Source organism: Pseudomonas sp. EGD-AK9, from assembly GCF_000465935.2.
In the GTDB taxonomy this organism is placed as follows: Bacteria; Pseudomonadota; Gammaproteobacteria; order Pseudomonadales; family Pseudomonadaceae; genus Aquipseudomonas.
Map to the genome: position 1 here is coordinate 1 of NZ_AVOF01000129.1, position 24,523 is coordinate 24,523.

Annotated in this window: 24 protein-coding genes, 1 tRNA gene, 1 pseudogene and 2 riboswitches; of the genes and pseudogenes, 21 read left to right on the forward strand and 5 right to left on the reverse strand. The window is 65.7% G+C overall.

The features are described from left to right. A partial coding sequence (locus tag N878_RS07040) for an NAD-binding protein (RefSeq protein ID WP_021442960.1) occupies positions 1–491 on the forward strand: 491 nt, incomplete at its 5' end. Between the two features lie 154 nt (positions 492–645). Here N878_RS07040 and N878_RS07045 read toward each other — a convergent pair. Further along, a complete protein-coding gene (locus N878_RS07045) occupies positions 646–891 on the reverse strand; it encodes a DUF1145 domain-containing protein (protein ID WP_021442961.1) in 246 nt (81 codons plus the stop codon). Positions 892–971: 80 nt separating this feature from the next. Beyond that, positions 972–2,759 carry an alkyl/aryl-sulfatase gene (locus tag N878_RS07050; protein WP_021442962.1) on the reverse strand — a complete coding sequence of 596 codons (1,788 nt, stop codon included), beginning with the start codon at positions 2,757–2,759 and terminating at the stop codon, positions 972–974. Positions 2,760–2,856: 97 nt separating this feature from the next. On the opposite strand from N878_RS07050, the gene N878_RS07055 reads away from it, so the two are divergent. Further along, the gene (locus N878_RS07055) at positions 2,857–3,768 is read left to right on the forward strand and encodes a LysR family transcriptional regulator (protein WP_021442963.1); all 912 of its coding nucleotides are present in this window, start codon (positions 2,857–2,859) and stop codon (positions 3,766–3,768) included. 6 nt (positions 3,769–3,774) lie between these two features. Here N878_RS07055 and N878_RS07060 read toward each other — a convergent pair whose 3' ends face one another. From N878_RS07060 to N878_RS07065, 3 genes are all read right to left on the reverse strand, one after another. Further along, positions 3,775–4,260 (reverse strand): hypothetical protein, encoded by a 486-nt coding sequence (locus N878_RS07060; protein ID WP_021442964.1) that lies wholly within the window; start codon positions 4,258–4,260, stop codon positions 3,775–3,777. An 80-nt stretch (positions 4,261–4,340) separates the two neighbouring features. After that, the gene (locus N878_RS28875; RefSeq protein ID WP_021442965.1) at positions 4,341–4,496 is read right to left on the reverse strand and encodes a hypothetical protein; all 156 of its coding nucleotides are present in this window, start codon (positions 4,494–4,496) and stop codon (positions 4,341–4,343) included. After that, positions 4,496–4,675, reverse strand: coding sequence for a hypothetical protein (locus N878_RS07065; protein ID WP_031302854.1), 180 nt, complete (start codon positions 4,673–4,675; stop codon positions 4,496–4,498). The genes N878_RS28875 and N878_RS07065 overlap by 1 nt, the downstream gene beginning before the upstream one ends. 206 nt (positions 4,676–4,881) lie before the next feature. Then, a riboswitch (guanidine-I (ykkC/yxkD leader) is annotated at positions 4,882–5,001 on the forward strand. Between the two features lie 54 nt (positions 5,002–5,055). On the opposite strand from N878_RS07065, the gene N878_RS07070 reads away from it, so the two are divergent. The 19 genes and pseudogenes from N878_RS07070 to N878_RS07160 all read left to right on the forward strand — a co-directional run bounded on the left by N878_RS07070 (position 5,056) and on the right by N878_RS07160 (position 24,208). Then, the gene (locus N878_RS07070) at positions 5,056–6,117 is read left to right on the forward strand and encodes a putative urea ABC transporter substrate-binding protein (protein WP_021442967.1); all 1,062 of its coding nucleotides are present in this window, start codon (positions 5,056–5,058) and stop codon (positions 6,115–6,117) included. Between the two features lie 170 nt (positions 6,118–6,287). Then, a riboswitch (guanidine-I (ykkC/yxkD leader) is annotated at positions 6,288–6,391 on the forward strand. Positions 6,392–6,457: 66 nt separating this feature from the next. After that, the gene (locus N878_RS07075) at positions 6,458–7,528 is read left to right on the forward strand and encodes a putative urea ABC transporter substrate-binding protein (RefSeq protein WP_021442968.1); all 1,071 of its coding nucleotides are present in this window, start codon (positions 6,458–6,460) and stop codon (positions 7,526–7,528) included. Between the two features lie 101 nt (positions 7,529–7,629). Continuing rightward, entirely contained in the window at positions 7,630–8,445 is an 816-nt protein-coding gene (locus N878_RS07080; RefSeq protein WP_021442969.1) for an ABC transporter permease, read from the forward strand. Next, positions 8,442–9,359, forward strand: coding sequence for an ABC transporter ATP-binding protein (locus N878_RS07085; protein ID WP_082457809.1), 918 nt, complete (start codon positions 8,442–8,444; stop codon positions 9,357–9,359). Before N878_RS07080 ends, N878_RS07085 begins: the two co-directional genes overlap by 4 nt. A 2-nt stretch (positions 9,360–9,361) precedes the next feature. After that, positions 9,362–10,090 (forward strand): urea amidolyase associated protein UAAP1, encoded by a 729-nt coding sequence (locus tag N878_RS07090; protein ID WP_021442971.1) that lies wholly within the window; start codon positions 9,362–9,364, stop codon positions 10,088–10,090. A 10-nt stretch (positions 10,091–10,100) separates the two neighbouring features. Next, positions 10,101–10,736: an urea amidolyase associated protein UAAP2 gene (locus tag N878_RS07095; protein ID WP_021442972.1), complete on the forward strand. Its 636-nt coding sequence runs from the start codon at positions 10,101–10,103 to the stop codon at positions 10,734–10,736. Between the two features lie 196 nt (positions 10,737–10,932). Then, positions 10,933–14,574 carry an urea carboxylase gene (gene uca / locus N878_RS07100; protein WP_021442973.1) on the forward strand — a complete coding sequence of 1,214 codons (3,642 nt, stop codon included), beginning with the start codon at positions 10,933–10,935 and terminating at the stop codon, positions 14,572–14,574. A gap of 121 nt (positions 14,575–14,695) precedes the next feature. After that, positions 14,696–14,935: pseudogene (locus N878_RS07105) on the forward strand (GGDEF domain-containing protein); the annotation flags it as partial. Between the two features lie 59 nt (positions 14,936–14,994). Continuing rightward, complete coding sequence (locus N878_RS07110; protein WP_021442975.1) at positions 14,995–15,216, forward strand: cysteine-rich CWC family protein; 222 nt, start codon at positions 14,995–14,997, stop codon at positions 15,214–15,216. A 3-nt stretch (positions 15,217–15,219) separates the two neighbouring features. Further along, on the forward strand, positions 15,220–15,912 hold the full coding sequence (locus N878_RS07115) for a pseudouridine synthase (RefSeq protein ID WP_021442976.1): 693 nt from the start codon (positions 15,220–15,222) through the stop codon (positions 15,910–15,912). Positions 15,913–16,315: 403 nt separating this feature from the next. Further along, positions 16,316–17,203: an alpha/beta fold hydrolase gene (locus N878_RS07120; RefSeq protein WP_021442977.1), complete on the forward strand. Its 888-nt coding sequence runs from the start codon at positions 16,316–16,318 to the stop codon at positions 17,201–17,203. 85 nt (positions 17,204–17,288) lie between these two features. After that, positions 17,289–17,362 (forward strand) — tRNA-Gly (locus N878_RS07125). Positions 17,363–17,821: 459 nt separating this feature from the next. Then, entirely contained in the window at positions 17,822–18,655 is an 834-nt protein-coding gene (locus N878_RS07130; RefSeq protein ID WP_021442978.1) for a phytanoyl-CoA dioxygenase family protein, read from the forward strand. A gap of 14 nt (positions 18,656–18,669) precedes the next feature. After that, the gene (locus tag N878_RS07135; RefSeq protein ID WP_021442979.1) at positions 18,670–19,086 is read left to right on the forward strand and encodes a RidA family protein; all 417 of its coding nucleotides are present in this window, start codon (positions 18,670–18,672) and stop codon (positions 19,084–19,086) included. 61 nt (positions 19,087–19,147) lie between these two features. Next, positions 19,148–19,444, forward strand: coding sequence for an EthD family reductase (locus tag N878_RS07140; RefSeq protein WP_021442980.1), 297 nt, complete (start codon positions 19,148–19,150; stop codon positions 19,442–19,444). A 284-nt stretch (positions 19,445–19,728) separates the two neighbouring features. Continuing rightward, on the forward strand, positions 19,729–20,352 hold the full coding sequence (locus tag N878_RS07145; RefSeq protein ID WP_256218040.1) for a TetR/AcrR family transcriptional regulator: 624 nt from the start codon (positions 19,729–19,731) through the stop codon (positions 20,350–20,352). Positions 20,353–20,604: 252 nt separating this feature from the next. Beyond that, positions 20,605–21,696: an extracellular solute-binding protein gene (locus N878_RS07150; protein ID WP_177342879.1), complete on the forward strand. Its 1,092-nt coding sequence runs from the start codon at positions 20,605–20,607 to the stop codon at positions 21,694–21,696. A gap of 353 nt (positions 21,697–22,049) precedes the next feature. Then, on the forward strand, positions 22,050–23,531 hold the full coding sequence (locus N878_RS07155) for an FAD-dependent oxidoreductase (protein WP_021442983.1): 1,482 nt from the start codon (positions 22,050–22,052) through the stop codon (positions 23,529–23,531). A gap of 98 nt (positions 23,532–23,629) precedes the next feature. Further along, complete coding sequence (locus N878_RS07160; RefSeq protein ID WP_021442984.1) at positions 23,630–24,208, forward strand: c-type cytochrome; 579 nt, start codon at positions 23,630–23,632, stop codon at positions 24,206–24,208. Positions 24,209–24,523: the final 315 nt, after the last annotated feature.

A 24,523-nucleotide genomic window follows, 5' to 3' on the forward strand; every position in this document is an offset into this window, starting at 1 on the left:
CCCTGACCTTTATGGTCGGCGGCGAGGCCAACGCCCTGGACAAGGCGCGGCCGATCCTCGCCGCCATGGGCAAGAACATCTTCCACGCCGGCCCGGACGGCGCCGGCCAGGTGGCCAAGGTGTGCAACAACCAGGTGCTGGCGGTGCAGATGATCGCCACCGCCGAGGCCATGGCCCTGGGCGTGGCCAACGGCCTGGAGCCGGCGACCCTGGCCGAGATCATGCGGCAGAGCTCCGGCGGCAACTGGACGCTGGAAAAGTACAACCCCTGGCCCGGGGTAATGGAGAACGCCCCGGCCTCCAAGGGCTACAGCGGCGGTTTTATGGCCGAACTGATGGCCAAGGACCTCGGCCTGGCCCAGGAAACCGCCAGCCACAGCGGCAACAGCACGCCGATGGGCGCCCTGGCGCTTCAGCTGTACCGCCTGCTGCTCAAGCAGGGCAAGGGCAAGCAGGATTTTTCAGTGGTGCAGCAGTTGTTCGTGGAGTAGCGGTCCGTAGGCGCCAGCTTGCTGGCGATGCCTTGAAGCGGATCGCGGCAAGCCGGCTCCTACGAAAGCGCGAGTACGCCGTGCAGTCTTGGCCCGGATGCAATCCGGGATAAAGCGCGGCGACCGCCCCGGATTGCCTCCGGGCCAACGGCATTCAGCGCAGCGTCTGCAGATGCAGCAGGCCGAACAGCAGCACCTGCAGGCGCTGCCGCCACAGCCCCGGCCGGCCGTGCAGGCGCGCGCGAAACAGCAGCAGCTCGCCTAGATGGGCCAGCAACAGCGCCAGCGCGGCCCAGTTGACCCAGCCGCCCAGCGGCGCGGCGAAGGGGTAGAGCAGGTTGAGCAGCGCCACCAGCCAGAACATGGCCAGGGCGCCCTTGGCGAACGACAGCAGTTTCATCGCGATCCTCCGGTTGGGCGATCGCCGCAGTGTGCCGGGCCAGCCCGGCGCTGCCGCCGCTCTTTCGGCTGGAACGGTGCTCAGCGCAGGGTCAGGCCGAAGGACTCGTCGGCGAAGTCGAAGCAGGCGAGGAAGCGGCGGATCTCCAGCAGGTTGCCCTCGACCTGCACGTCGCCCAGCAGCGCGCCCTTGACCAGGCCGCCTTCGCCGGTCAGCAGGGTTTCCATAAAGCGCTTGTCCATGCTCAGCCGCAGCTCGGTGCCTTCGGGAATGCCCCAGTGCAACTGGGCCACGCCGCGGCGCACTTCCAGCGCCCACTCCTCGTTCACGTCCGGGAAGCGAAAGCCCAGGGTCAGTTCGAGGTCGCCGGCCTGCTCCGGGTCGATGCGCGTCACCCAGTTCTGCAGGAAGGCCTGCGGGGTGAAGCTGCGCACCATGTCCGGGGAGAGGAGGACCTTGCGCATCTCCTGCGAGCGCTGGCGGATGGCCTCGCCGTCGAGCTTGCCTTCCAGCTCCATGGCGCTCATCAGGTACCAGTTGCGCCAGTTGATGTTCATGCTGGCGTAACCCAGTTTGCGCAGGCTGCGCGCCTTGATCTCGCGTGCCAGTCGATCCTCGCGGTCGACGCGGATGGCGTAGCCGGCCAGCTCGGCGGCCCACTGGTAGTCGCCCTTGAGGTAGGCGTTGCCGGCCTCCAGCAGCAGCTTTTCCCGGCCACCGGCCAGGGCGATCAGCCGCTCGGCCTGCTGCCGCGGCGGGGTCGGGTCGAGCGCCACCGGGTCGCCCTGGAACCAGCCCAGGTAGCCGTTGTAGATCTGCCGCACGCTGTGCTTGACCGTGCCGTAGTACTCGCGCAGGTAGGGCGTGTAGCCGGCCAGGTGCGGCGGCAGCTTGACCTTCTCCACCAGCTCGTCCGGGGTCAGGCCCTTGTTCATCCAGCGCACGCTCTGGTCGTGGATATAGGCGATGCCGTCGCGGGTCATGCGCAGCACCTCCTCGACCCGCTCCTGGCCGCTGACCGGGCGGCCGTGCAGCGGCACCATGTGCTCGGCCTGGTATTCGCGCAGCTTGTCCAGGCTGGCGACCCACTGCACCGGGTCGCGGAACTTGGTGCCGCGCAGGGTATGGATGTTCGGCAGGGTCGGCCCCTGCTCCACCTCGGCGCTGATCAGCACGCGGTTGTCCGGCAGGTACAGGGTGATCTCGTCCGGCGCCTCGCTGGGCACGTGCAGCAGCTGCACGTCGAGGCCGGCGATGCGGGTGTCCAGGCGCTCGGCGAAGGTCACGGTCGGCGCGATAAAGGACGACGGCTCGGGCTTGGCCAGCGGGCCGATGCCGGCGTTCATGCCCTCCAGGTCGCTCGCCGGCAGGAAGGAGCCGAAGCTGTAGGCCGAGCGCACGCCGAGAATCGGCCCGACCAGCGCGCCCTGCGCCACCACGTTCTCCTGCAGGCTTTCGTGGGCGTAGATCTGCACCTCGCCGCGTTCCACCTGCTCGCGGCTGACGAAGGCCTGCACGCCGTTGATATGGTCCGGGTGGAAGTGGGTGTAGACCACCGCCTTGACCGGCTTGTCCGTGAGCTTGCGGAACTCGGCCATGATCTTGCGCGACTCGCCGACCGACTCGCCGGTGTCGACGATGATCAGCCCCTCGGGCGCCTCGATCATCACCACGTTGCCCAGCTGCCAGCCGACGGCCGAGTAGACGTTGCCCGCGACGCGGTAGACCTGCTGGGCGAAGTGCTTGGTGTGCGCGGCCAGCTCGGCGTGGATGCTCGGCTCGATGCGCTCGGCCGGCAGTTCGGCCTGCGCGTTCAGGGGCAAGGCGGCGGCCAGCAGCAGGCCGCCAAGGCGAGAGAAGGTGCTCATGGCGATAGGACGTCTTGTTGTTGAAGTGCTGGCAGGTTGGCAAAGGCCGCCTGATAATTCCAATGCATTCGAATCCACGAACCAATGCAGGCAGCGCATGAACGACCTACGCCAGCTCCGTCACTTCGTCGCCCTCGCCGAACACGGCCACTTCGCCCGCGCCGCCGAAGCCGTGCACCTCAGCCAGCCGGCACTGAGCCGCAGCATCCAGGCCCTGGAGGCGCAGCTCGGCTGCAGCCTGTTGGATCGCCACAGCCGCGGCATCAGCCTCACCGCCCACGGCCAGCTGGTGCTGGAACACGCCCGCCGCCTGCTGGCCGGCAGCCAGGCGCTGAGCAACGCGGTCAGCCAGCTGGACAACCTGGAGGCCGGCGAACTGCGTCTGGGCGCCGGCCCCTACCCGGCCGCACGGCTGGTGCCGCAGGCAGTGGGCAGGCTGCTGCAACGCTATCCGCGGGTACAGGTGAGACTGGAGATCGGCAACTGGCTGGAGCTGCGCGAGCGGCTGCTGGAGGCCGGCGTCGAACTGTTCGTCGCCGATGTGCGGGAATTGCAGGATGACCCGCAACTGCAGATCGAGGCGCTACAGACGCATGCCGGCGTGCTGTTCTGCCGCCCCGGCCATCCGCTGCTACAACGCCGCGAGCTGCGCCTGGTCGACCTGCTCGACTTCCCCCTGGCCGGCACCCAGTTGCCGCAGGCGGTAGAGCGCAGCCTCGGCGCGGCCAGCGGCCGGCCGCAACCCTTGAGCGTGCAGTGCGACAACTTTCTGGTGCTCAAGCGCCTGGTGGCCGACAGCGAGGTGCTGAGCATGGCGCCCTGGGACGTGATCGCCGAGGAAGTGGCGGCCGGCCAGCTGAGCCTGCTGCCGCTGGCTCCGGCGAGCCTGCAGCAGCAGTCGGCCTACGGCCTGGTCAGCCGTGCCGGGCACAGCCTGTCGCCGGCGGCGCAGGCACTGGTGGAGGAAATTCGCCGGGTGGATCGCCAGCCGCTGCCGCCACGGTGCTGAACGCCGCTAGTTGCGCCGCCAGTCGCCGCTGCGCTGCTGCTCGCCGCGCGAGTGACGGTCGTCGCGGGAGTAGCGCTGCTGCACCTGCTGCTGGCGCTTGCCGTCCCAGTGCTTGCCGGCGGGCAGGCCCTGCAGATGCTGCTTTTGCTGCGATCGCTGGTGACCGTCGTGGCGGCGCCAGTCATCGCGGCGGCCGTCGTGGCGCGAGTAGCCGTCGTGGCCTTTGTGATCGCGCTGGTAGAAGCCATACTGGCGCGGCGGTACCGGCACGTAGTGTTTTGAATCGTGGCGATGGCGGTCGTGGCGGCGGTCGTCGTAATAGTAGTACCGCGGCGTGACGTAGACCGGCGGCAAGTAATCGCGGCGGTAGCCGTTGTAATAGTGGTGCGAGTGATGATGGTCGCGGTAGCCACGGTCGTAACCGTCGCCGTACACGGCGCAGCCACTGAGCGGGATGAACAGCAGGGCAGCAAGCAGGGTTCTGTAGGACATGGGGAGCCTCCGCAGGGGAAGCGGGGGACGCGCACCGCGCCCCCGAGGGAAGAGGCCGGGCCGCGAGGCCCGGGACTGGATCAGCAACGACCTTTCTTGGCCTGCCCCGGCGGGCAGTGGGGAGGACCGCCGCCAACATCGCCGATATCGATGCCGATACCAGGCAGCCTCAGGCTGCAGCCGGACAGACCGAAAGCCAGGCTGATCGCCAGCAGCAACGCGCCGAAGGTTTTCATCAGCAGCTCCCCTTCATACGGTGCCCCGGCGGGCAGAAGTGACCGCCGCCGTGGTAGCCGCGGCCACCCAGGTCGACATGAATCACATCGGGATCGCCGACCCGGGCATGCACGCCCGGCGCACTGAAACTGCAGCCGCCCAGCAGCAACGCCAATACCATCACAGTCAAACCACGCATGTCGGAATACTCCTCGAATTTCCAGTGGCCATTAGATGCCCCGCAAGCGGCGCGGGCACAATTCTATCGGCATGCTGGTTCGACCATCGGCAGTGGATCACGTTCCGTGCAGCCGAGTGACGGCCATCACAGGCTCGCCATGGCCGCTGGCACGCTCCTCGCTTGGCAAGGCGCCGCAGCGGGAAGGCGAACAGCGCTGCGTGCAGACAATGGCCGACTAGGGTTCCGGCCCGCCCCACCAGGCGGGTGGCTGGTCCGAGAGTGGGCGACCTCATAGAGCGGCGGGAAGCCGCGGGGTTACACGGCGGGATAAAAGCCCGGGAGAACGCGCAGCACGGCTGCCCGCCTTCCCGCCTCCGTTCCCTGCCGCCGAGGTCACCATGTCATTGCGTACCCTGCTTACCGCCCTGCTCTGCACCGCCCTGCTGACCGCTCCCGTCGCCCAGGCCGCGCCCAAGACCTTCAAGCTGTGCTGGTCGATCTTCGCCGGCTGGATGCCCTGGGGCTATGCCGCCGAACAGGGCATCGTGAAGAAATGGGCGGACAAATACGGCATCGACATCCAGGTGCAGGAGGTACCGGATTACGTCGGCTCCATCGAGCAATACGCCGCCGGCCAGTTCGACGCCTGCACCATGACCAACATGGACGCCCTGACCATCCCCGCCGCCGGCGGCGTGGACAGCACCGCGCTGATCATCGGCGACTTCTCCAACGGCGCCGACGCCCTGCTGCTGCGCGGCTCCGGCAAGAGCATCCGTGACCTCAAGGGCAAGACCGTGCTGCTGGTGGAGCATTCGGTGTCGCATTACCTGCTCAGCCGCGCGCTGGAATGGGCGCTGCTGGAGGAAAGCGAGGTGACCATCGAGCACGTCTCCGACACCGAGATCGCCGCAGCCTTCCTCGCCGGCCGCGGCGACGCGGTGATCACCTGGAACCCGATCCTCGCCGAGATCAAACGCCAGGCCGAGGTCAGCCAGGTGTTCACCTCCAACCTGATTCCCGGCGAGATCCTCGACCTCACCGTGGTCAACAGCCAGACCCTGGCCCAGCACCCGGAGCTGGGACGCGCGCTGACCGGCGCCTGGTTCGAAACCCAGCGTCTGTTGGGCCTGCCCACCACCGCCGGGCGTGAGGCCAGGGCGAAGATGGCGGCTGGCGCGCACACCAGCCCCGAGGACTTCGAGGCCCAGTTGAACACCCTGCGTTCGTTCTACGCCCCGCGCTATGCGCTGAACTTCGCCCAGACCGGCAAATTGCCGGACCTGATGCAGCGCATCGCCCATTTCGCCGATGCGCACGGCCTGCTGGGCCAGAGTGGCCAGGGCCTGAGCAACCTGGGCATCGCCTTCAGCGGCGAGCAGCCCCTGGGCAATGCTCAACGCATCCTGCTGCGTTTCGACCATCGCTATATGCAGCTGGCCAGCGACGGGGCGCTATAACGCCCCATCGAGAGGCACACACAGCCCGGCACGCACCAGCAGTGCGCAGATTTCGACCACGCCGGTGGCGAAAGGCCCGGATTAGCCGCCGCGGGCAACTGGCACGATGTTCGCTATAGACCCTGTGTGCAGGAACAACCCGGCTCGCCGGGATCGCGGCACCACAATTTGCAATGGCCGACTAGGGTTCCGGCGCGCCGACAGCGGCGCGCGACTGGTCCGAGAGTTGGCGACCTCCTTCGAGGTTACACGGCGGGACAAAAGCCCGGGAGAACGCGCCCCAGCGATGGGAAACCGCCGCGCACTCCTGCCCGCCCCTTACTCGAACTGGAGGTTCCCCATGCGTAAACCCCGTCTGTTCTCCGTTCTCGCCGCCGTCGGCCTTGGCGCCGCGCTCAGCCTCTCGGCCCAGGCCGCGCCGAAAAGCGACTTCAGCGTCTGCTGGACCATCTACGCCGGCTGGATGCCCTGGGAATACGGCGACGCACAGGGCATCGTCGACAAGTGGGCGAAGAAATACGACATCAGCATCGACGTGGTGCAGATCAACGACTACGTCGAGTCGATCAACCAGTACAGCGCCGGGCAGTTCGACGGCTGCACCATGACCAACATGGATGCCCTGACCATCCCCGCCGCCGGCGGCGTCGACAGCACCGCGCTGATCATCGGCGACTTCTCCAACGGCAACGACGGCATCGTGCTCAAGGGCGAGAGCAAGACCCTGGCCGACCTCAAGGGCCTGGACGTCAACCTGGTGGAGCTGTCGGTCTCCCACTACCTGCTGGCCCGCGGCCTGGAGCGCGCCCAGTTGAGCGAGCGCGACCTCAAGGTGGTCAACACCTCCGACGCCGACCTGGTCGCCGCCTTCGCCACGCCCGGCGTGCAGGCCGTGGCCACCTGGAACCCGCTGCTGGCCGAGATCGAGGCCACGCCGCAGGTGACCAAGGTGTTCGACTCCAGCCAGATTCCCGGCGAGATCATCGACCTGATGGTGGTCAACAGCCAGACGCTGAAGGACAACCCGGCCTTCGGCAAGGCGCTGACCGGCGCCTGGTACGAAATCATGGCCCGCATGAGCAGCGACTCGGCCGAGGGCAAGGCCGCCCGCGAGCATATGGCCAAGGCCTCCGGCACCGACCTGGCCGGCTACGAGGCGCAGCTGGCGGCGACCAGAATGTTCTATTCGGCCAGCGATGCCGTGGCCTTCGCCACTAGCCCGAAGCTGCCGGCGACCATGACCAAGGTGGCCGAATTCTCCTTCGCCCACGGCCTGCTCGGCGAGGGCGCGCAGAGTGCCGAGGCCATCGGCATGAGCTTCGCCAAGGACCTGGTCACCGGCGATGCGAGCAACCTCAAGCTGCGCTTCGACCCCAGCTATATGCAGATGGCCGCCGACGGCAAGCTCTGAGGCGGAAACCTTCGCGTAATACGGCTTCGTCGGGTGGATAAGACCTCACCCTCCCTGCGAGTACCGATGGTGCGCACGGCGCACCCTACCAGAGATAGCCCATGCGTCTGATCAACCGACACCCGGACCGCGGCAGCCGCCTGCTGCTGATCCTGCTGCCCTTCGCCCTGCTGCTGTTTCTCTACTTCAGCAGCTCGACCGCGCGGCTGGCGGACAACCCCAACGACAAGCTGCTGCCCAGCGCCAGCCAGATGGCCGATGCCATCGAGCGCCTGGCCTTGACCGAGGACAAGCGCAGCGGCCAGTACCTGTTCTGGGTCGACAGCGCCGCCAGCCTCCAGCGCCTGGCCTTGGGCCTGGGCGTCGCGGCGCTGGCCGGCCTGGTCCTGGGCATCGCCGCCGGTAGCCTGCCGCTGTTCGGCGCGCCGCTGTCGCCGCTCTTGACCGTGCTGTCGATGATCCCACCGCTGGCGATCCTGCCGATCCTGTTTATCGTCTTCGGCCTGGGGGAGTTGTCGAAAGTGATGCTGATCGTGATCGGCATAACCCCCTGCATCGCCCGCGATATCGAGCAGCGCGCCCGCGAGATCCCGCGCGAGCTGCTGATCAAGGCGCAGACCCTGGGCGCCAACACCTGGACGCTGATCCTGCGCCTGGTGCTGCCGCAACTGCTACCGCGCCTGCTGATCTCGCTGCGCCTGATGCTCGGCTCGGCCTGGCTGTTTTTGATCGCCGCCGAGGCCATCGCCAGTACCGACGGCCTGGGTTACCGCATCTTCCTGGTGCGCCGCTATATGGCCATGGACGTGATCCTGCCCTACGTGGCCTGGATCACCCTGCTGGCCTGGTCGATGGACCTGGGCCTGCGCCAGCTGACCCGGCTGTGCTTCCCCTGGTACGAAGGAGCCAAGCCATGAGCGATAAAAAAAGCGGAGCCGTTGCGAGCGAGTCGCTGGCAAGGCGCACGGAGCGCAGCAACCGGAGTGGACAGGTAGTCCATGAGGATTGCGAGCACCGCGCAACGCAGTCAGCGGCTCGCGCAGTAGGCGCTTTCATCGAGGTGAACAACGTCTGGCAGCAGTACGGTGACCAGGTGGTGCTTGAGCGCCTGAATCTGCACATCAACGAAGGCGAATTCTGCACGCTGGTCGGCGCCTCCGGCTGTGGCAAGTCGACCTTCCTGCGCCTGCTGCTCGGCCAGGAACGCCCCAGTCGCGGGCGGATCCTACTGGCTGGCGAACCCTTGGCCGCCGAGCCGGATGCCAGCCGCGGCGTGGTGTTCCAGCGCTATTCGGTGTTCCCCCACCTGTCGGTACTGGACAACGTCGCCCTCGGCCTGGAACTGCCGCAGTCGAAGCTGCTCGGCCGCCTGCTCGGCGCGGCCAAGCGCCAGGCCCGCGAGCGCGCCGCCGAGCTGCTGGACAAGGTCGGCCTCGGCCACGCCCTGGACAAGTACCCCAGTGCGCTGTCCGGCGGCATGCAGCAGCGCCTGGCCATCGCTCAGGCGCTGATCATGCAGCCACGCGTGCTGTTGCTCGACGAGCCCTTCGGCGCGCTCGACCCCGGCATCCGCAAGGACATGCACGCACTGCTGCTCGAGCTGTGGCACGAGACCCGACTCACCGTCTTTATGGTCACCCATGACCTGAGTGAAGGCTTCAGCCTCGGCACACGCATCCTGGTCTTCGACAAGCCGCGCCACGACCCGCACGCCCCCGGCGCCTACGGCGCGCGGGTGACCTACGACATCCCCCTCAATGAAAGTCGCCGCAGCCAGCGTGCCGCGGCCGAACTGCTGCCCGCCCAGTTGGCCGGCATTCAAGGAGCCTGAGCATGACCGCCTCTCTCGCCCTGCGCCCAACCCTGTTTGAGGAAACCGTCCCCGGTGGCGGCCACACCTCCTTCGTACTCAAGCGCGGCCAACTGCTGCGCATCACTGATATCGAAGGCGGCGCCAACGTCAGCCTGCTGCTGTTCAACGCCCTCGAGAAAAGCGAGCGGCTGAACCTGCCCGATACCTTGAAGTGCCAGCACACCGCCAAACTCACCGCCGGCCACTGCCTGTATTCGGACATGGGCCGCGTGCTGGCCGCCATCACCGCCGACACCTGCGGCTGGCACGACAGCTTCGGCGGCGTGCTGTCGGCCTCCGAAGTGCTGGAGAAATACGGTCAGGGCCGCTACCAGGAACTGCGCAACGGCTTCTTCCGCAACGGCATGGACAACCTGCTGGTGGAAATGGGCAAGTGGGACCTCAACCTGCAGGACCTGTTGATGAACCTCAACCTGTTCAGCCGCGTGGACGTCGACGCCGAGGGTGTCTTCCACTTCCAGCCGAACAACTCCAAGGCCGGCGACCATATCGAGCTGTATGCGCCGATGGACACCCTGGTGGTGCTCACCGCCCTGCAGCACCCGATGGACCCCAACCCGCAGTATGCGCCCAAGCCGGTGCAGCTGCGCTGGAGCAAGATCGCCAGCGACGGCATCACCCTGCTCTGCCGCACCTCGCGCCCGGAAAACGGCCGCGGCTTTCACAATACCGAACGCCAGTATCTCTGAGGGCGCACACATGAGCCTGACCGCAAGCAAGCTGCATCCCGAAACCGCCAGCTTCCGCCACACCATCCCGGCGGGCGAGCCCTACCTGTTCGAGGTCAAGGCCGGGCAGACCCTGCGCCTGCATGATCTGGAAGGCAACCAGGCGATCGACACCCTGTTCTTCGCCGCGCGCACCCCGCGCGAGCGCTTCGATCCGCAGCGCACCCTGCGCAAGCAGAACAAGGTCTACCTGACCACCGGCACGGTGCTCTACTCCAACCTCGGCAAGCCGCTGCTGACCATAGTCGCCGACACCTGCGGCCGCCACGACACCCTCGGCGGCGCCTGCGCGCAGGAAAGCAACACCGTCAGATATGCACTCGAGAAGCGCTATATGCACAGCTGCCGCGACAACTTCCTGCGCGCCAGCCTGCACGACGGCCGTCTGAGCAAGCGCGACCTCGGCGCCAATATCAACTTCTTCATGAACGTGCCGGTAACGCCGGAGGGCGGCCTGACCTTCGAGGACGGCCTCTCCGCGCCCGGCAAGTACGTGGAGCTCAAGGCCGAGACCGATGTGATCGTGCTGATCTCCAACTGCCCGCAACTGAACAACCCGTGCAACGGCTGGAACCCGACCCCGGCTGAAGTCCTGGTTTGGGATTGATCACTTCCCGTAGGAGCGGCTTCAGCCGCGATAACCCGTAGGGTGGATGTCGCTTTCTACATCCACCGGCTCCGCCGGTTCGCGGCTAAAGCCGCTCCTACACAGCAATACGCATCACCCGATTTTTTCGCCACGGACGACCGTGGCGCAGACCCAATGACGGCGGGACGGCCCGCCACCTTCGAGGGCTCCTCGAATGTTCGACAAACTCCTGATCGCCAACCGTGGCGCCATTGCCTGCCGCATCCTGCGCACCCTGCGTGAGCTGAATGTCAGCGGCGTGGCCGTGTATGCCGAGGCCGACGCCGCCAGCCTGCATATCCAGCAGGCAGATGAAGCCTTCTGCCTCGGCGACGGCCCGGCTGCGCAAACTTACCTTGTGGTAGAGAAAATTCTCGACGTCGCCAAACGCAGCGGCGCCAAGGCCATTCACCCCGGCTACGGCTTTCTCTCCGAGAACGCGGCCTTCGCCGAAGCCTGCGAAGCCGCCGGCATCGCCTTCGTCGGCCCGACGCCCGAGCAACTGCGCGTATTCGGCCTCAAGCACACCGCCCGCGCCCTGGCCAAGCAGCACGGCGTGCCGATGCTCGAAGGCACCGAGTTGCTGGAAAATCTCGATGCGGCGCTGGCCGCCGGTGAACAGGTCGGCTACCCGGTGATGCTGAAAAGCACCGCTGGCGGTGGCGGCATCGGCATGCGTGTCTGCCGCTCGGCCGCAGAACTCAGCGAAGCCTTCGAGGCGGTCAAGCGCCTGGGGCAGAACAACTTCAGCGACAGCGGCGTCTTCATCGAGAAGTACATCCAGCGCGCGCGCCACCTGGAAGTGCAGGTATTCGGCGATGGCCAGGGCGAGGTGCTCGCCTTCGGCGTGCGCGACTGCTCGGTACAGCGCCGCAACCAGAAGGTGCTGGAAGAAACCCCTGCACCGAACCTGCCCGCCGGCATGGCCGATGAGCTGTGCGCGGCGGCGATCAAGCTGGCCAAGGCGGTCAGCTACCGCAGCGCCGGCACCGTCGAGTTCGTCTACGACAGCGAGGCCGAGCGCTTCTACTTCCTCGAAGTGAACACCCGTCTGCAGGTCGAGCACGGCGTCACCGAACAGGTGTGGGGCGTCGACCTGGTGCGCTGGATGATCGAGCTGGCAGCCGGCGATCTGCCGCCGCTGAGCGAACTGGCGAAAACCCTCGAACCCAGCGGCCATGCCATCCAGGCACGCCTGTACGCCGAAGACCCGGGCCGCGACTTCCAGCCCAGCCCCGGCCTGCTCACCGCCGTAGCCCTCCCGCCCGCTGACGGCAAGGCCCTGCGCATCGATACCTGGGTCGAGGCCGGCTGCGAGATTCCGCCCTACTTCGACCCGATGATCGCCAAGCTGATCACCTGGGCGCCGACCCGTGAAGAGGCCAGTGCCGCGCTGGACAAGGCCCTGGCCGACTCCGTGCTATACGGCGTGGAATGCAACCGCGACTACCTGCGCCAGATCCTCAGCGATGCACCTTTCGCCAGCGGCCATCCCTGGACGCGCTGCCTGGAAAACCTCGTCTATCAGCCCAGCACCTTCGAAGTGCTCAGCGCCGGTACCCAGACCAGCGTGCAAGACTTCCCTGGCCGCCTCGGCTACTGGGCCGTCGGCGTGCCGCCGTCCGGGCCGATGGACAGCCGCGCCCTGCGCCTGGGCAACCGCCTGCTGGGCAACGCTGAGGGCGCCGCCGGCCTGGAAATCACCATGAGCGGCCCGCTGCTGCGCTTCAATACGGACGCCGTGGTCGCCGTCACCGGCGCCGAGATTCCGCTGAGCGTCGATGGCGTGGAACAGCCAATGAACACCGCGCTGCTGATCAAGGCCGGCACTACCCTGGCCCTCGGCACCATCGCCGGTAGCGGCGCACGCTCGTACCTGACCCTGCGCGGCGGCCTGCAGGTGCCCGAGTACCTGGGTAGCAAGAGCACCTTTACCCTCGGCCAGTTCGGCGGCCATGGCGGCCGTGCCCTGCGTGCCGGCGACGTGCTGCACCTGCTGCCGCTGACCGATACCGGCAGCGGCGCACAACTGCCCGCCGAGCTCTGCCCGACCCTGCCGGCCGTACGCGAACTGCGGGTGATCTACGGCCCGCACGGCGCGCCGGAATACTTCAGCGAGCGCTATATCGACCGCTTCCTCGCCACCGACTGGGAAGTGCACTTCAACTCCAGCCGTACCGGCGTGCGCCTGATCGGCCCGAAACCGGAATGGGTGCGCGACAGCGGCGGCGAGGCCGGCCTGCACCCGTCCAATATCCACGACAATCCCTACGCCATCGGCGCGGTGGACTTTACCGGCGATATGCCGGTGATCCTCGGTCCGGACGGCCCCAGCCTGGGCGGTTTCGTCTGCCTGGTGACCATCATCGAGGCCGACCTGTGGCAACTCGGCCAGCTCAAGGCCGGCGACAAGGTGCGCTTCGTGCCGGTGGATATCGCTGCGGCGCGGGCGTTGGCGCAGGGCAATGCACGCGAATGCACCACCCTCAGTAGGAGCGGCTTCAGCCGCGATACGGATGGCACCCCAATCGCGGATAAATCCGCTCCGACAGACTCGACAGAGCTTTCAAGCCCTATCGTGCTGGACCTCGGCGAAGGCGACACCCGCCTGGTCGCGCGCCTGTCCGGCGACACCCACCTGCTGCTGGAGATCGGCGCGCCTGAGCTGGACCTGGTCCTGCGCTTCCGCGGCCATGCGCTGATGCAGGCGCTGGAAGCCAAGCAGCTGGATGGGGTGATCGACCTGACCCCGGGCATCCGCTCGCTGCAGGTGCATTACCAGCCGGAAACCCTGTCGCTGGCGCGCCTGCTGGCGGCGGTGATCGGCGAGTGGGATGCAGTGTGCAACGCCACCGACCTGCGCGTGCCGTCGCGCATCGTGCACCTGCCGCTGTCCTGGGACGACCCGGCCTGCCAACTGGCCATCGAGAAATACATGACCACGGTGCGCAAGGACGCGCCCTGGTGCCCGAGCAACCTGGAATTTATCCGCCGCATCAACGATCTGCCCAACCTCGACGAGGTCTACAAGACCGTGTTCGACGCCAGCTACCTGGTGATGGGCCTGGGCGATGTCTACCTCGGCGCCCCGGTAGCCACGCCGCTGGACCCGCGCCACCGCCTGGTCACCACCAAGTACAACCCGGCGCGCACCTGGACCGCCGAGAACTCGGTGGGCATCGGCGGCGCCTATATGTGCGTGTACGGCATGGAAGGCCCCGGCGGCTACCAGTTCGTCGGCCGCACCCTGCAGATGTGGAACCGCTACCGCGAAGTCACCGCCTTCCACGGCAAGCCCTGGCTGCTGCGCTTCTTCGACCAGATCCGCTTCTACCCGGTCTCTGCCGAGGAATTGCTGCAGATCCGCCGCGACTTCCCCCTGGGCCGCTACCCGCTGCGTATCGAGCACAGCGAGCTGGCCCTGGCCGACTACCAGCAGTTCCTCGCCGATGAGGCCGCAGGCATCGACGCCTTCCGCCGCCAGCAGCGCGCCGCCTTCGCCGCCGAACGCCAGCGCTGGATCGAGTCGGGCCAGGCGCATTTCGAGGTCGAGGAGGTGGCCGCCGAACTCGGCGAGGATGCGCCGCTCGGCGCGGGCCAGCACGGCATCGACAGCCATATCGCCGGCAACCTGTGGCAGGTGCAGGTGGCAGAAGGCGCGCGCGTCGAGGCCGGCGACGTGCTGGTGATCCTCGAGTCGATGAAGATGGAAATTCCCCTCACCGCCCCGGTGGCCGGCACGGTGCGCGAGGTACGTGTGCAGCCCGGCTCGCCGGTGCGCGCCGGGCAGCGCGTGGTGGTGCTGGAACAGGCCTGAGCATCGCGGCCGCCGCTGACAACCCGGCGGCCGCGGCACGCAAGCGCAAATCGCACGGGCACCGATGACGCGCCTGCGGCGGCACGCTAGCATTGCGCCACGTCTCCAAGGCCCCGACCTCATGGCATTCAGCACTTCGCGCAAGGCCCAGATCCCCCTCCTGCTCCTACCGGGCGGCTTCCTTGCCACCAGCCTGGCCAGCTACTACGCCTCGCGCGCGAGCATCCGCCACAACATCGTCAACACCGAGCTGCCGCTGACCTCGGACAACATCTACTCGGAAATCCAGAAGGACCTGATCCGCCCCACCCAGATCGCCTCGATGATGTCGCACGACACCTTCCTGCGCGACTGGGCGCTGAACCAGACCAAGCAGGGCGGGCGCAACCGCGTCTGCGCCGCCACTCTGGACGAAGCGCCGTGAGCCCCGCACAGCGCTGCCCGCTCTGTGGCCAGGGCAACGCTTGCGCCCTGGCCGACGGCGCGCCGGATATCCAGGCCTGCTGGTGCTTCGCGGCCCCCATCGACCCGGCCGTGCTCGAGCGCCTGACGCCCGAACAGCGCGACCTGGCCTGCCTGTGCCCAGCCTGCGCGGGTGTGGTCGAAGCCGCCGAGCGCGAGCGGCGCAGCGAGCAGGACTGAGCCATGCGCCTCGACCGCTTCCTCAGCAACTTCCCCCGCTTCAGCCGCCAGGACAGCCGCCTGCTGATCAGCGCCGGGCGCCTGCGGGTGGACGGCGCGGTGATTCACGACCCGCGCTTCGATGTGCGCGACTTCCAGCGCGTCGAGCTGGACGACGAACTGCTCCAGGCCGGACGCCGAGCCCAGTACTGGATGCTGAACAAGCCGGTCGGCGTGGTCAGTGCCACCGAGCACGACGAACACCGCACCGTCCTCGACCTACTGGCCGAGCCGGACAGACACGACCTGCACCTGGCCGGCCGCCTGGATCTGAATACCAGCGGCCTGCTGCTGATCACCAACGACGGGCGCTGGTCGCGGCGCATCACCCAGCCGCAGCAGCGCAAACCCAAGGTCTACCTCGTCGACACCGAACAGCCGATCACCGCCGAGTACGCCGAAGTCTTCGCCCGCGGCCTGTACTTCGCCTATGAAGACCTCACCACCCTGCCCGCCCGGCTCGAACTGCTCGGCAGCCACAGCGCTCGCCTGACCCTGTTCGAGGGCCGCTACCATCAGGTCAAGCGCATGTTCGGCCACTTCCGCAATCGGGTCGTCGCCCTGCACCGCGAGAGCATGGGCGAGATCCACCTCGACCCCGCGCTTGCCCCCGGCCAATACCGTCCACTGACCCGCGCGGAAATCGCCAGCGTTTGAGGGGCGCTGGCAACGCCGGCAATCGTTCGCAAGCTAACCGACCAACGGCAGCAGCAATATGCGATAAAGCTGTGACTCGCTCTTGCATGGCTGCAAGGGCGCTGCTTAAATCGAACCATAAGTCTCGGCGTGACCAATGAGTCACAGCAGACATCTAAGCGTTCCATCGGTTGCTTGCGCCCTGCGCGAACTGGATTCCTGCCTGGTAACACCGCCCTCGCTCCCGGCCTTTAAAAGGCTTGGGCAGTCGCTCTGTTTCGATCCTAACTGATTGAAAATCAAAGAATTATAAAATCCTCCAGCCTGACATTAGGTTGTCATGTCCAGGCGTTTATCTGACTGCCCAAAAGCTTGCGAACGGCCCACCGCTCGCCTCGTCACACTTGCGCCAGGAGGAAACGACATGAGGCCACAAACCGCAGTCGTCGAGATCAACAGGAAGCACAAGGTTCACACGGAGTTCTACGGCAACCCGGCAGCGAGCAAGACGATCATCCTGGTCAACGGCTCCCTGGCGACCACGGCGTCCTTCACCCAGACCATCAAATACCTGCAGCCGCAGTTCAACGTGGTGGCCTTCGATCTGCCGTACGCCGGTCAGTCCAAGCCGTTCAACAGCGACTTCACGCCCATCAGCAAGGAAGACGAAGCCGCGATCCTGCTCAAGCTGATCGACCACCATGGCGCCAACTACCTGATGTCCTTCTCCTGGGGCGGCGTCGCCTCCATGCTCGCCCTAGCCCAGCGTCCGGCGAGTCTGGAGAAGGCGGCGATCTGCTCCTTCTCGCCGATCCTCAACGTGCCGATGCTCGACTACCTGCACAAGGGCCTGCGCTTTCTCGGCGCGGTGGACCGCGACAACATCGCCCTGCTGGTCAACAGCACCATCGGCAAACACCTGCCATCGCTGTTCAAGCGCTTCAACCACAAGCACGTCAGCACCCTCGACGAGCACGAGTACCGGCAGATGTATGCCCATATCAAACAGGTGCTCAGCCTGGAAGCGCACTGCCGCAAGGAATGCCTGCAGGCCATCGACATCCCCCTGCTGTTCGTCAACGGCGACCGCGACGAATACACCTCGGTGGAAGACGCCTGCCTGTTCGCCCATCACCTCGATAACGCCCAGTTCGCCGTGATCAACGACGCCGGCCACTTCCTCGACATGGAGCACAAGGACGCCTGGCTGCAGACCCAACGCGTGCTGCTGGACTTCTTCAACGCCCCCAGCAAGCGCCTGCTGCTGCCACGCCGTGGCGGGCTGCAGGAGTTGCAGGCCATCGCCGTATGAGCAGGCCCCACGGCGAACCGGATGCACGACCAGCACCGGTTCGCCCTTCATTTCCCCGCCGAGTTCCGGTATAAAGGCACCCGCCGCGGGCGTCGTATAATGGCATTACCTGAGCTTCCCAAGCTCATGACGAGGGTTCGATTCCCTTCGCCCGCTCCAGAATTCACGCGGCCTACAGCCTGATTAAGATGAAAATCTACAGCGTTGGGGGCCGTTTTGGGGGACGTATCCAGCCCCTTTTCCTGATCGACGCCATCAATTTCTGAGGTGGTTTCAGGCCGATCAGGTGCGAACCAGCAGTCACTGCTTGGTCTCACCGGCAGCGCCCCCCTAGTATCCCGAATAGCTGGTTTGCCCCGCGCATCGCGTAGCTTGGCGATCAGTCCCCACCCCATCTGGCAGCCTCTTCGCTTGCCCGACAGCACAATCGTTTTCGCCGATCCCGTAGCGACATACGCGCCGTCAGCCTTCTCACCTAGCGTCACAACGCCCGCCGTTTCGCGCACCGATACCCGCGAAGCCAGCTCTACCCCAATTTAAAATAACATCTGTTGCGTTAATTAAAGTTCGCTGCTAGCCTGCTGCTCAGCTCAGTGAAATCTCCGAGGAGAAAGCACCATGCACGACTCTCTGCGCAAAGCGTTCCAAGACGATGGGGCAGTCCTGATCAAAGGCCTGTTGAACGAGGAGCAATTGGCCCGGTGTCGAGCAGCCTACGACTGGTCGGTGGAGAACCATGGTCCCCATGCCACCCGCATGTTCGATGGGACGGTGCAGCAATCGCACGTCGACAACGCCAATCCGCTTGCGAAGGAACGCCTGGAGGAACTGGTTGCCGCCCTGCCCTTCGGCCAGCTGTTCGCAGACCTCTGGGGTTCGAAAAATGTCTGGTACTTCGCCGAGGAAGTGTTCCTCAAGGCAGGCGGCCGCGGCTCCCGCACACTCTGGCACCAGGACACCTCCTACCTGCCCTGGGCCGGTCAGCATTGGGGTAACGCCTGGATCAGCTTCGAATCCGTGCCCAAGCAGAACGCGCTGGAGATCATTCGTGGCTCGCACCGCGGCCCTCGCTTTGACGGGACCACCTTTCGCGATCCGAACGACCCGACCCAGCCCCTGCATGGCGGCGGCGCCCTGCCCCGGCTGCCCGATATCGAGGCCGAACGCCAGTTGAACCCCGACGCCTACGACATCCTGTCCTGGGCCACCGAACCCGGCGATGTGGTGCTGATCCACCCCGGCTCGCTGCATGGCGGCGCGCCTGTCGACCAGCACTTCCCGGATCGCCATACCTTCGTATTCCGTTTCTTCGGCGACGACGCGACTTTCCACCCACTGCCGGAGCACAGCGACTCGGGCTATCCGAGGGCCGGCGTTCTGTTTACCGAGGAGCTGTCGAACCTGCAGCCGGGCGATCCGTTCCGCCACCCCACCTTCCGCCAACTCGTGTGATTGGAGATCCGCCGATGAGTGCCCGCCCCCCGAAGCGACAGCTGATCAATCCGCCCCACACCCAGGTGTTCTACGACAACTTCCACTACTCCCAGGCGACACGCGTAGGGGACATGATCTGGGTATCCGGTCAGGTCGGAATCGACGCCAGTATGACCCCGGGCAAGGATATCGAGGAGCAGGCGCACCTGGCGTTCAATGGACTGAAGACCATACTCGAAGCGGCTGGCGCCAGCCTGGCCGACGTCGTCGAGCTGATGACCTTCCATACCGAACTTCAAGCCGACATGCAGGGCTTCGCCCAGGTCAAGGATCAGTATTTTCCCGACCGCTACCCATCCTGGACCGCGGTGGGCACCACGGAGCTGGCCCTGCCTGGCTTGCGCGTGGAAATTCGCGCGGTTGCGGTCGCAGGCTGCGGCGCGCCCTGATACACCTTCAGCCACGGTGCCTCATGCGCCCCGTTACATCACCAAAAACAAGGAACTACTCATGGCCACCCTGATCGTCAGCTACCCCCTGGCCGAAGGCTCGACCTTCGACCGGGACTACTATCTGTCCACCCATATCCCGATTGCCCAAGCCGCCTGGGGCGAATTCGGGCTGCAATCGGCCGAGATCCTCTTTCCAGCGTCTGGTCCGCAGCCGCTCGCAGGCTTGGTCATTCTGCGCTTCAAGGACCAGGCCAGTATCGATGCCGCGCTCAGCTCACCTGCGACGGCCAAGGTCATCGGCGACGTGGCGAACTTCACCAACATCGCTCCGCTGATCTTCCGCGCCAGCGACTGACCCATAGCGCGGCTGCCGCACAAGCATTGCGACGCCCAGGCCCGCCCCGATCAGGGCGGGCTCGGTGCCTCGCCAGCCGAACATCATCCACCGCGAAGCGGCGAGGATGCTTTCTGCAGGCAATTTCCCTATGCTGGCGCCGGTGCAACGCTTCCCTGCCACGGATCAACGACTCAACTCGGCCCCTATCTGCTATGTCCGACTCACAACTGCCCGCCTCCCCGACCAGTAACCGTAAAGCGCGCAAGAGCGAGTCGGAACCTGCGGCGCGCCGTGGACGCCCGGTGGGAGATCACAATGCCAAGCGTGCCGAGCTGCTCAATGCCGCCCTCAGGGTAATTGCACTGGAGGGCTACGCAGGCGCGTCGATGCGCAAGGTGGCACAGCAGGCCGGCTGCACCACAGGCGCCGTGACCTACTACTTTGCCAACAAAGAGGAAATGATCACCGCCGTGGCCCAGAGCCTATTCGATGAGATCGACACCCTGCTGGAGATCAACCAGGAACGGATCGACATCAAAGGGCTCGTTGGCCAGTGGCTTGACTCGATGGGCGGCGATGAGCCGAACGGCTGGCTCGCCTGGCTGCAGTTGCTGGCCCACGCACGCCATGAGCCTGCCTTCGCCAGCGTCATCAAGCAGCGCTATGCACGCTTCCGCCAGGTGTTCACGGCGGTACTGGAAAAAGGCCAGAGCCAGGGCCTGATTCGAACCGATATCGCCGCTGACCTGCTCGCCGATCAGGTCAGCGCCATCAGCGATGGCTGGATGATGTTGATGCCGATCGAACCCGAGCGCTTCAGCGCGGAACGTGGTCAGGCCCTGCTCGACGCCCTGATCACCATGATCGCGCCGCCCAAGCCTGCACCCGCACGCAAGGTATCCGCCACGAAGGCCTCGGCCAAGTAACCGGCGGCCCCCACCCAAGAGACCAGAGAGGCCCGGTCTCTTGCTGTGATCCCTCCTAGAAAACCACAACACCCCGCCCCATGAGCCGACGGCTCGTGAGGATCGCGCACGAACCCTAATCAAGATCTACGGCAGGCTCAGGCCGTCCCACCGCGCTGAGGCATGCGCGGATAACGCTTTGCATGATCGCGAGGAGTACTGTATTTTGCATAACAGATGAAATAATAAATAAAACATCTGTCGGAGGCCGAGGTGAGAGCAGAAAGGAAAACGCAGTCGCCGTCCCTGAACGTCAAGACGCTAATTGTCCTTGCATTGGCAGCCATTTCGACCCAGGCGGTCGCGCAGGAAGTCGTGCGGGTGCACAACTGGGCCGACTATATCGATCCGGCCGTCGTGCAGGACTTCGAGCGCGAGACCGGCATCCGGGTCGACTACTCCACCTATACGAGCGCAGCCCAGCTGGAGGCCGATCTGGATTCGGGCGAACGCTTCGATGTGATAGTTCCCTCCGATCTTCAGCTCGATCGCTTGATCAAAGAAAACCGACTGGCCCCGCTCGATTTCCGCGAGCTGCCCAATCGCAAAGAGATCAGTCGCGAACTGCTGCTCAGACTCAACTCCAGAATCAACGCGGATCTGTACGCCATCCCCTACATGTGGGGCACGGTCGGCCTGGTCGTCCACGAGCGCGAAGCCTCCCGGGCATTACAGGCCCCTGTCCCCAACAGCTGGAGCGTCTTGTTCGATCCGTCCAGTGTCGACAAGCTGAGGTCCTGCGGCGTGATGCTGCAGAACGAGCGGGAACACAGCCTGTTCCTCTATCTGACCTATAAAGGCAAGAGCCTGAAAACCAGCAGCGCTCGCAGCATCAACAAGGCCGTTCATGAGCTCCGAGGTCTGAAGCTGGCGGACAGCCCGCAGCCATTCACCTCCTTCGTCTCGCAGCTGGCCGAAGGCAAGGTATGTGCCGCAATGGCCTGGAACGGGCTCGCTTCGCTGGCCAACCAGAGCGGTGAGCTGCGCTTCAGCATTCCGCAAGAGGGCAGCCTGCAGTTCATCGACAGCCTGGCCATTCCCGGCAATGCCGGCAACGTACCGGCGGCGTACCGCTTCATCGATTACCTGCTGAAGCCGGAAAACGCGGTACGTAATGCCAGGGCAAGCCACTTCCTGCCCAGCCTGGATCTGGATCGGGACGGCAATCGACGTCTGCTGCCGGAACTGGCGATGCCAACCCAAGATGAGCGGCGGCGCCTTTACCTCGGGCAGCCGCTGTCCAATGATGAGCGGCGCACCATCGAAGCGGCATGGGCCGAGCCGGACGCCGACCGCCAGGACTGAGCCGCGAGCCGAGGCTGGCGGTGCTCCTCGCATCACGCTTAGGGCTGCGACTGCCAGCGCAGCCCCCTAAGCCGCCCAGGCGCGGCGGTGACCGCCTCGCCAGATTCGAGGTGAGCAATGCCATCGGCTCAGCAGCATGCCGGCGCCCGCCCCTATTGCCGCCCATCACGTCGCCAGGGGCCTAACCCCGCCTGCGCTAACTGCCCGCATCGGCGCGCAGCAACCTGAGCACTCGCCCCCTGCCCTTGCCCCACACGAGCGCCGCTCGTTTTCGCTTGGCACCGGTTCGATTTCGATGTATTTTCGTAACAATCGTTTTGTTAATTACAAAAACCAGCATGACCGAGGCGAGGATGATTTTAGACAACGATGAACTGTCGCCCCCCGAGCGCCAGCGACGCTTGCTGCTGCAGGCCATCGGCGGCGCGACCTTGATCGGTGGCCTGGCGCTCAGCGGACGGGCTATCGCGCAGACGGCGACACGCCCCGACGATGACGCGCTGGACGTCGCGATCATTGGCGCCGGCCTGGCCGGCCTGACCGCGGCGCGGGATCTGCACCGTGCCGGCTGCGAGGCCTTCGTCGTGCTGGAAGCGCGAGACCGCGTCGGTGGGCGCACCTATAACCACGACCTGGGCAAGGGTGTCGTCTCGGAAGCCGGCGGCCAGTGGATCGGCCCCGGGCAGACCGCCATCTTCGACCTGGCACGCGAACTCGGGGTCGACACCTTCCCGACCTACTACCAGGGCAAGAACGTCTACCTGGCAGGCACAGCCAAATACGCAGAGGACGTAACGCAGGCCGCCCACAGCCCACTCGTCGGGAAATTGAACGAGCTCGCCCGCGGCGTACCCAGCAAGGCACCATGGGCGGCAGCGGATGCCACGACGCTCGACAGACTCTCGGTCGGCGAGTGGCTGGCGCAACAGGGCGTCAGCAACGAGGAAAAACTCAGCTTCGATACGTCAATCGGGCTGACCACCGGCACCCCGCCCTCGAACCTGGCACTGCTGCACTACCTGTCGCTGATCAACTCCTCCGACTGCGATATGGTGAAGCTCGAGGGCTTCAAGGGCGGTGCCCAGGAGACCCGCTTGGTTGGCGGCGCCCAGATCCTCAGCACCAAGATGGCGGAGGCCTTGGGCGACAAGGTCAAATTGTCCTGCCCCGTGCGCAAGATCGTTGGCTGGGACCGGGATATCGTCGAACTGCATACCGACCAGGGCATCATCCGCGCCCGTCAGATCATCGCCGCGCTTCACCCGGCCCTGTGCAACCAGATCCGCTTCGAGCCGCCGCTGCCCGAAGGTCGTGCGCAGTTGCAACAACTCTGGCCGTCCCACGCGCCCATGCGCAAGACGGTGCATGTCTACGAGCGTCCGTTCTGGCGCGACCAGGGCCTGAACGGCCAGGTAACCCAAGCCAGCGGGCCGTTGATCCTGTCCTACGACAACTCGCCTCCGGATGGCAGCGTCGGCGTCCTCAGCGCCTTCGTCCGAGCCAGTCAACTGCCCCAGGATGCCAAGCAAGCGGAGACCATCCTCGCGGAGATCTATGCCCAAGCGCTAGGCGACGAGGCGCTGCACCCCACCCAGTTTCACGACCATGATTGGGGCAAGGTCGACCCCTGGACGCTGACCTGCGTCGCATCGATACCGCCCGGCTTCCTGACCCAATGGGGTCAGTACCTGAAACCTTCGGTTGGCCGGCTGATCTGGTCTGGCACCGAAACGGCCGAAATCTGGGCCAGTTCGATGGACGGCGCGGTTCGCTCCGGTCACCGGGCGGCGCTGGAAGCCCTCCAGGCGCTGCTGCAATCTCGGAGGAGCGCCTGATGAAACGAGCACTAGTGATAGGCGCAGTCGTGGCGACGGCCGCTCTGGCAGTATCGAGCGCGATCTATGGCCCGGAAATAGTCGCGGGATACCGCTTCATGGAAGCCCTCGACCAACACTATGCGGACTACCAAGCCGATGGCGGCGCCTGGCCGCAACTGCAGGACAGCTGCGCCCTGTGCCATGGCGAAAGAGGCCAGCCCAACAACGCTCAGTACGCCTCCCTGGCCGGCCTGCCCGCCGCCTACATCGAGGCCCAGTTGCACGCCTTCGCCGCAGGCCGCAGGCACAGCCCGCAGATGAGCCCGCTTGCCGCGAGCCTCACCGACCAGCAGATCCAGTCCCTGGCCGCCTACTTCGCCCGCCAGACGGCGCAAAACACCGAAACGTCCGCCCGCGACAACGCCCTCGCGCAAAGCGGCCAGGCCATCATCGCCGCTAAGGGTTGTACCAGCTGTCATGGCGAAGGCTTGACCGGCGGCCCCCTCGGCCCACGCCTCGCCGGCCAGAGCGAAGGCTATCTGATCGACCAGCTCAACGCCTTCAAGCACGGCCAGCGCCAAGATCCGACCCAGGCCATGAACGCCATAGCCAGCACCCTATCGGCGGAGGAAATCAGGGCCACGGCCCACTTCCTGACCGACCAAGCGCCAGCTTCCCCCCAGGCCGCTCAGTAGCCTGCCGCCATCGATTTGGGCATGGACGCCCCATCTGCCTCCCCCGCCTTATCCCCGCGTGTTATTTCGCCCGCCTGCTGACCGACCGATGACGCGGGGTCCAGCCGTTGCTGGCCCCAAGTTGAGCTTCGGATAGATGGATTCTGTGGGCAGCGCTGGCCCCATTGCGGTCGGTGATAATGGGCAGAGAACGGCCAGGAGCAGGCGTTCAAGGTGCTCATAAAACCGGCTGCGATTTAACACAGGCATTCACTTCTACAGCGCATCGCCAAGTCCACAGCTCACATGACGAGGACGGCACATTGCCACTGCAGG

Coding starts and splice junctions, on each gene's coding strand:
- N878_RS07045 (WP_021442961.1), bottom strand. CDS start 891: ATGAAACTGCTGTCGTTCGCCAAGGGCGCCCTGGCCATGTTCTGGCTG.
- N878_RS07050 (WP_021442962.1), bottom strand. CDS start 2,759: ATGAGCACCTTCTCTCGCCTTGGCGGCCTGCTGCTGGCCGCCGCCTTG.
- N878_RS07055 (WP_021442963.1), top strand. CDS start 2,857: ATGAACGACCTACGCCAGCTCCGTCACTTCGTCGCCCTCGCCGAACAC.
- N878_RS07060 (WP_021442964.1), bottom strand. CDS start 4,260: ATGTCCTACAGAACCCTGCTTGCTGCCCTGCTGTTCATCCCGCTCAGT.
- N878_RS28875 (WP_021442965.1), bottom strand. CDS start 4,496: ATGAAAACCTTCGGCGCGTTGCTGCTGGCGATCAGCCTGGCTTTCGGT.
- N878_RS07065 (WP_031302854.1), bottom strand. CDS start 4,675: ATGCGTGGTTTGACTGTGATGGTATTGGCGTTGCTGCTGGGCGGCTGC.
- N878_RS07070 (WP_021442967.1), top strand. CDS start 5,056: ATGTCATTGCGTACCCTGCTTACCGCCCTGCTCTGCACCGCCCTGCTG.
- N878_RS07075 (WP_021442968.1), top strand. CDS start 6,458: ATGCGTAAACCCCGTCTGTTCTCCGTTCTCGCCGCCGTCGGCCTTGGC.
- N878_RS07080 (WP_021442969.1), top strand. CDS start 7,630: ATGCGTCTGATCAACCGACACCCGGACCGCGGCAGCCGCCTGCTGCTG.
- N878_RS07085 (WP_082457809.1), top strand. CDS start 8,442: ATGAGCGATAAAAAAAGCGGAGCCGTTGCGAGCGAGTCGCTGGCAAGG.
- N878_RS07090 (WP_021442971.1), top strand. CDS start 9,362: ATGACCGCCTCTCTCGCCCTGCGCCCAACCCTGTTTGAGGAAACCGTC.
- N878_RS07095 (WP_021442972.1), top strand. CDS start 10,101: ATGAGCCTGACCGCAAGCAAGCTGCATCCCGAAACCGCCAGCTTCCGC.
- uca (WP_021442973.1), top strand. CDS start 10,933: ATGTTCGACAAACTCCTGATCGCCAACCGTGGCGCCATTGCCTGCCGC.
- N878_RS07115 (WP_021442976.1), top strand. CDS start 15,220: ATGCGCCTCGACCGCTTCCTCAGCAACTTCCCCCGCTTCAGCCGCCAG.
- N878_RS07120 (WP_021442977.1), top strand. CDS start 16,316: ATGAGGCCACAAACCGCAGTCGTCGAGATCAACAGGAAGCACAAGGTT.
- N878_RS07130 (WP_021442978.1), top strand. CDS start 17,822: ATGCACGACTCTCTGCGCAAAGCGTTCCAAGACGATGGGGCAGTCCTG.
- N878_RS07135 (WP_021442979.1), top strand. CDS start 18,670: ATGAGTGCCCGCCCCCCGAAGCGACAGCTGATCAATCCGCCCCACACC.
- N878_RS07140 (WP_021442980.1), top strand. CDS start 19,148: ATGGCCACCCTGATCGTCAGCTACCCCCTGGCCGAAGGCTCGACCTTC.
- N878_RS07155 (WP_021442983.1), top strand. CDS start 22,050: ATGATTTTAGACAACGATGAACTGTCGCCCCCCGAGCGCCAGCGACGC.
- N878_RS07160 (WP_021442984.1), top strand. CDS start 23,630: ATGGAAGCCCTCGACCAACACTATGCGGACTACCAAGCCGATGGCGGC.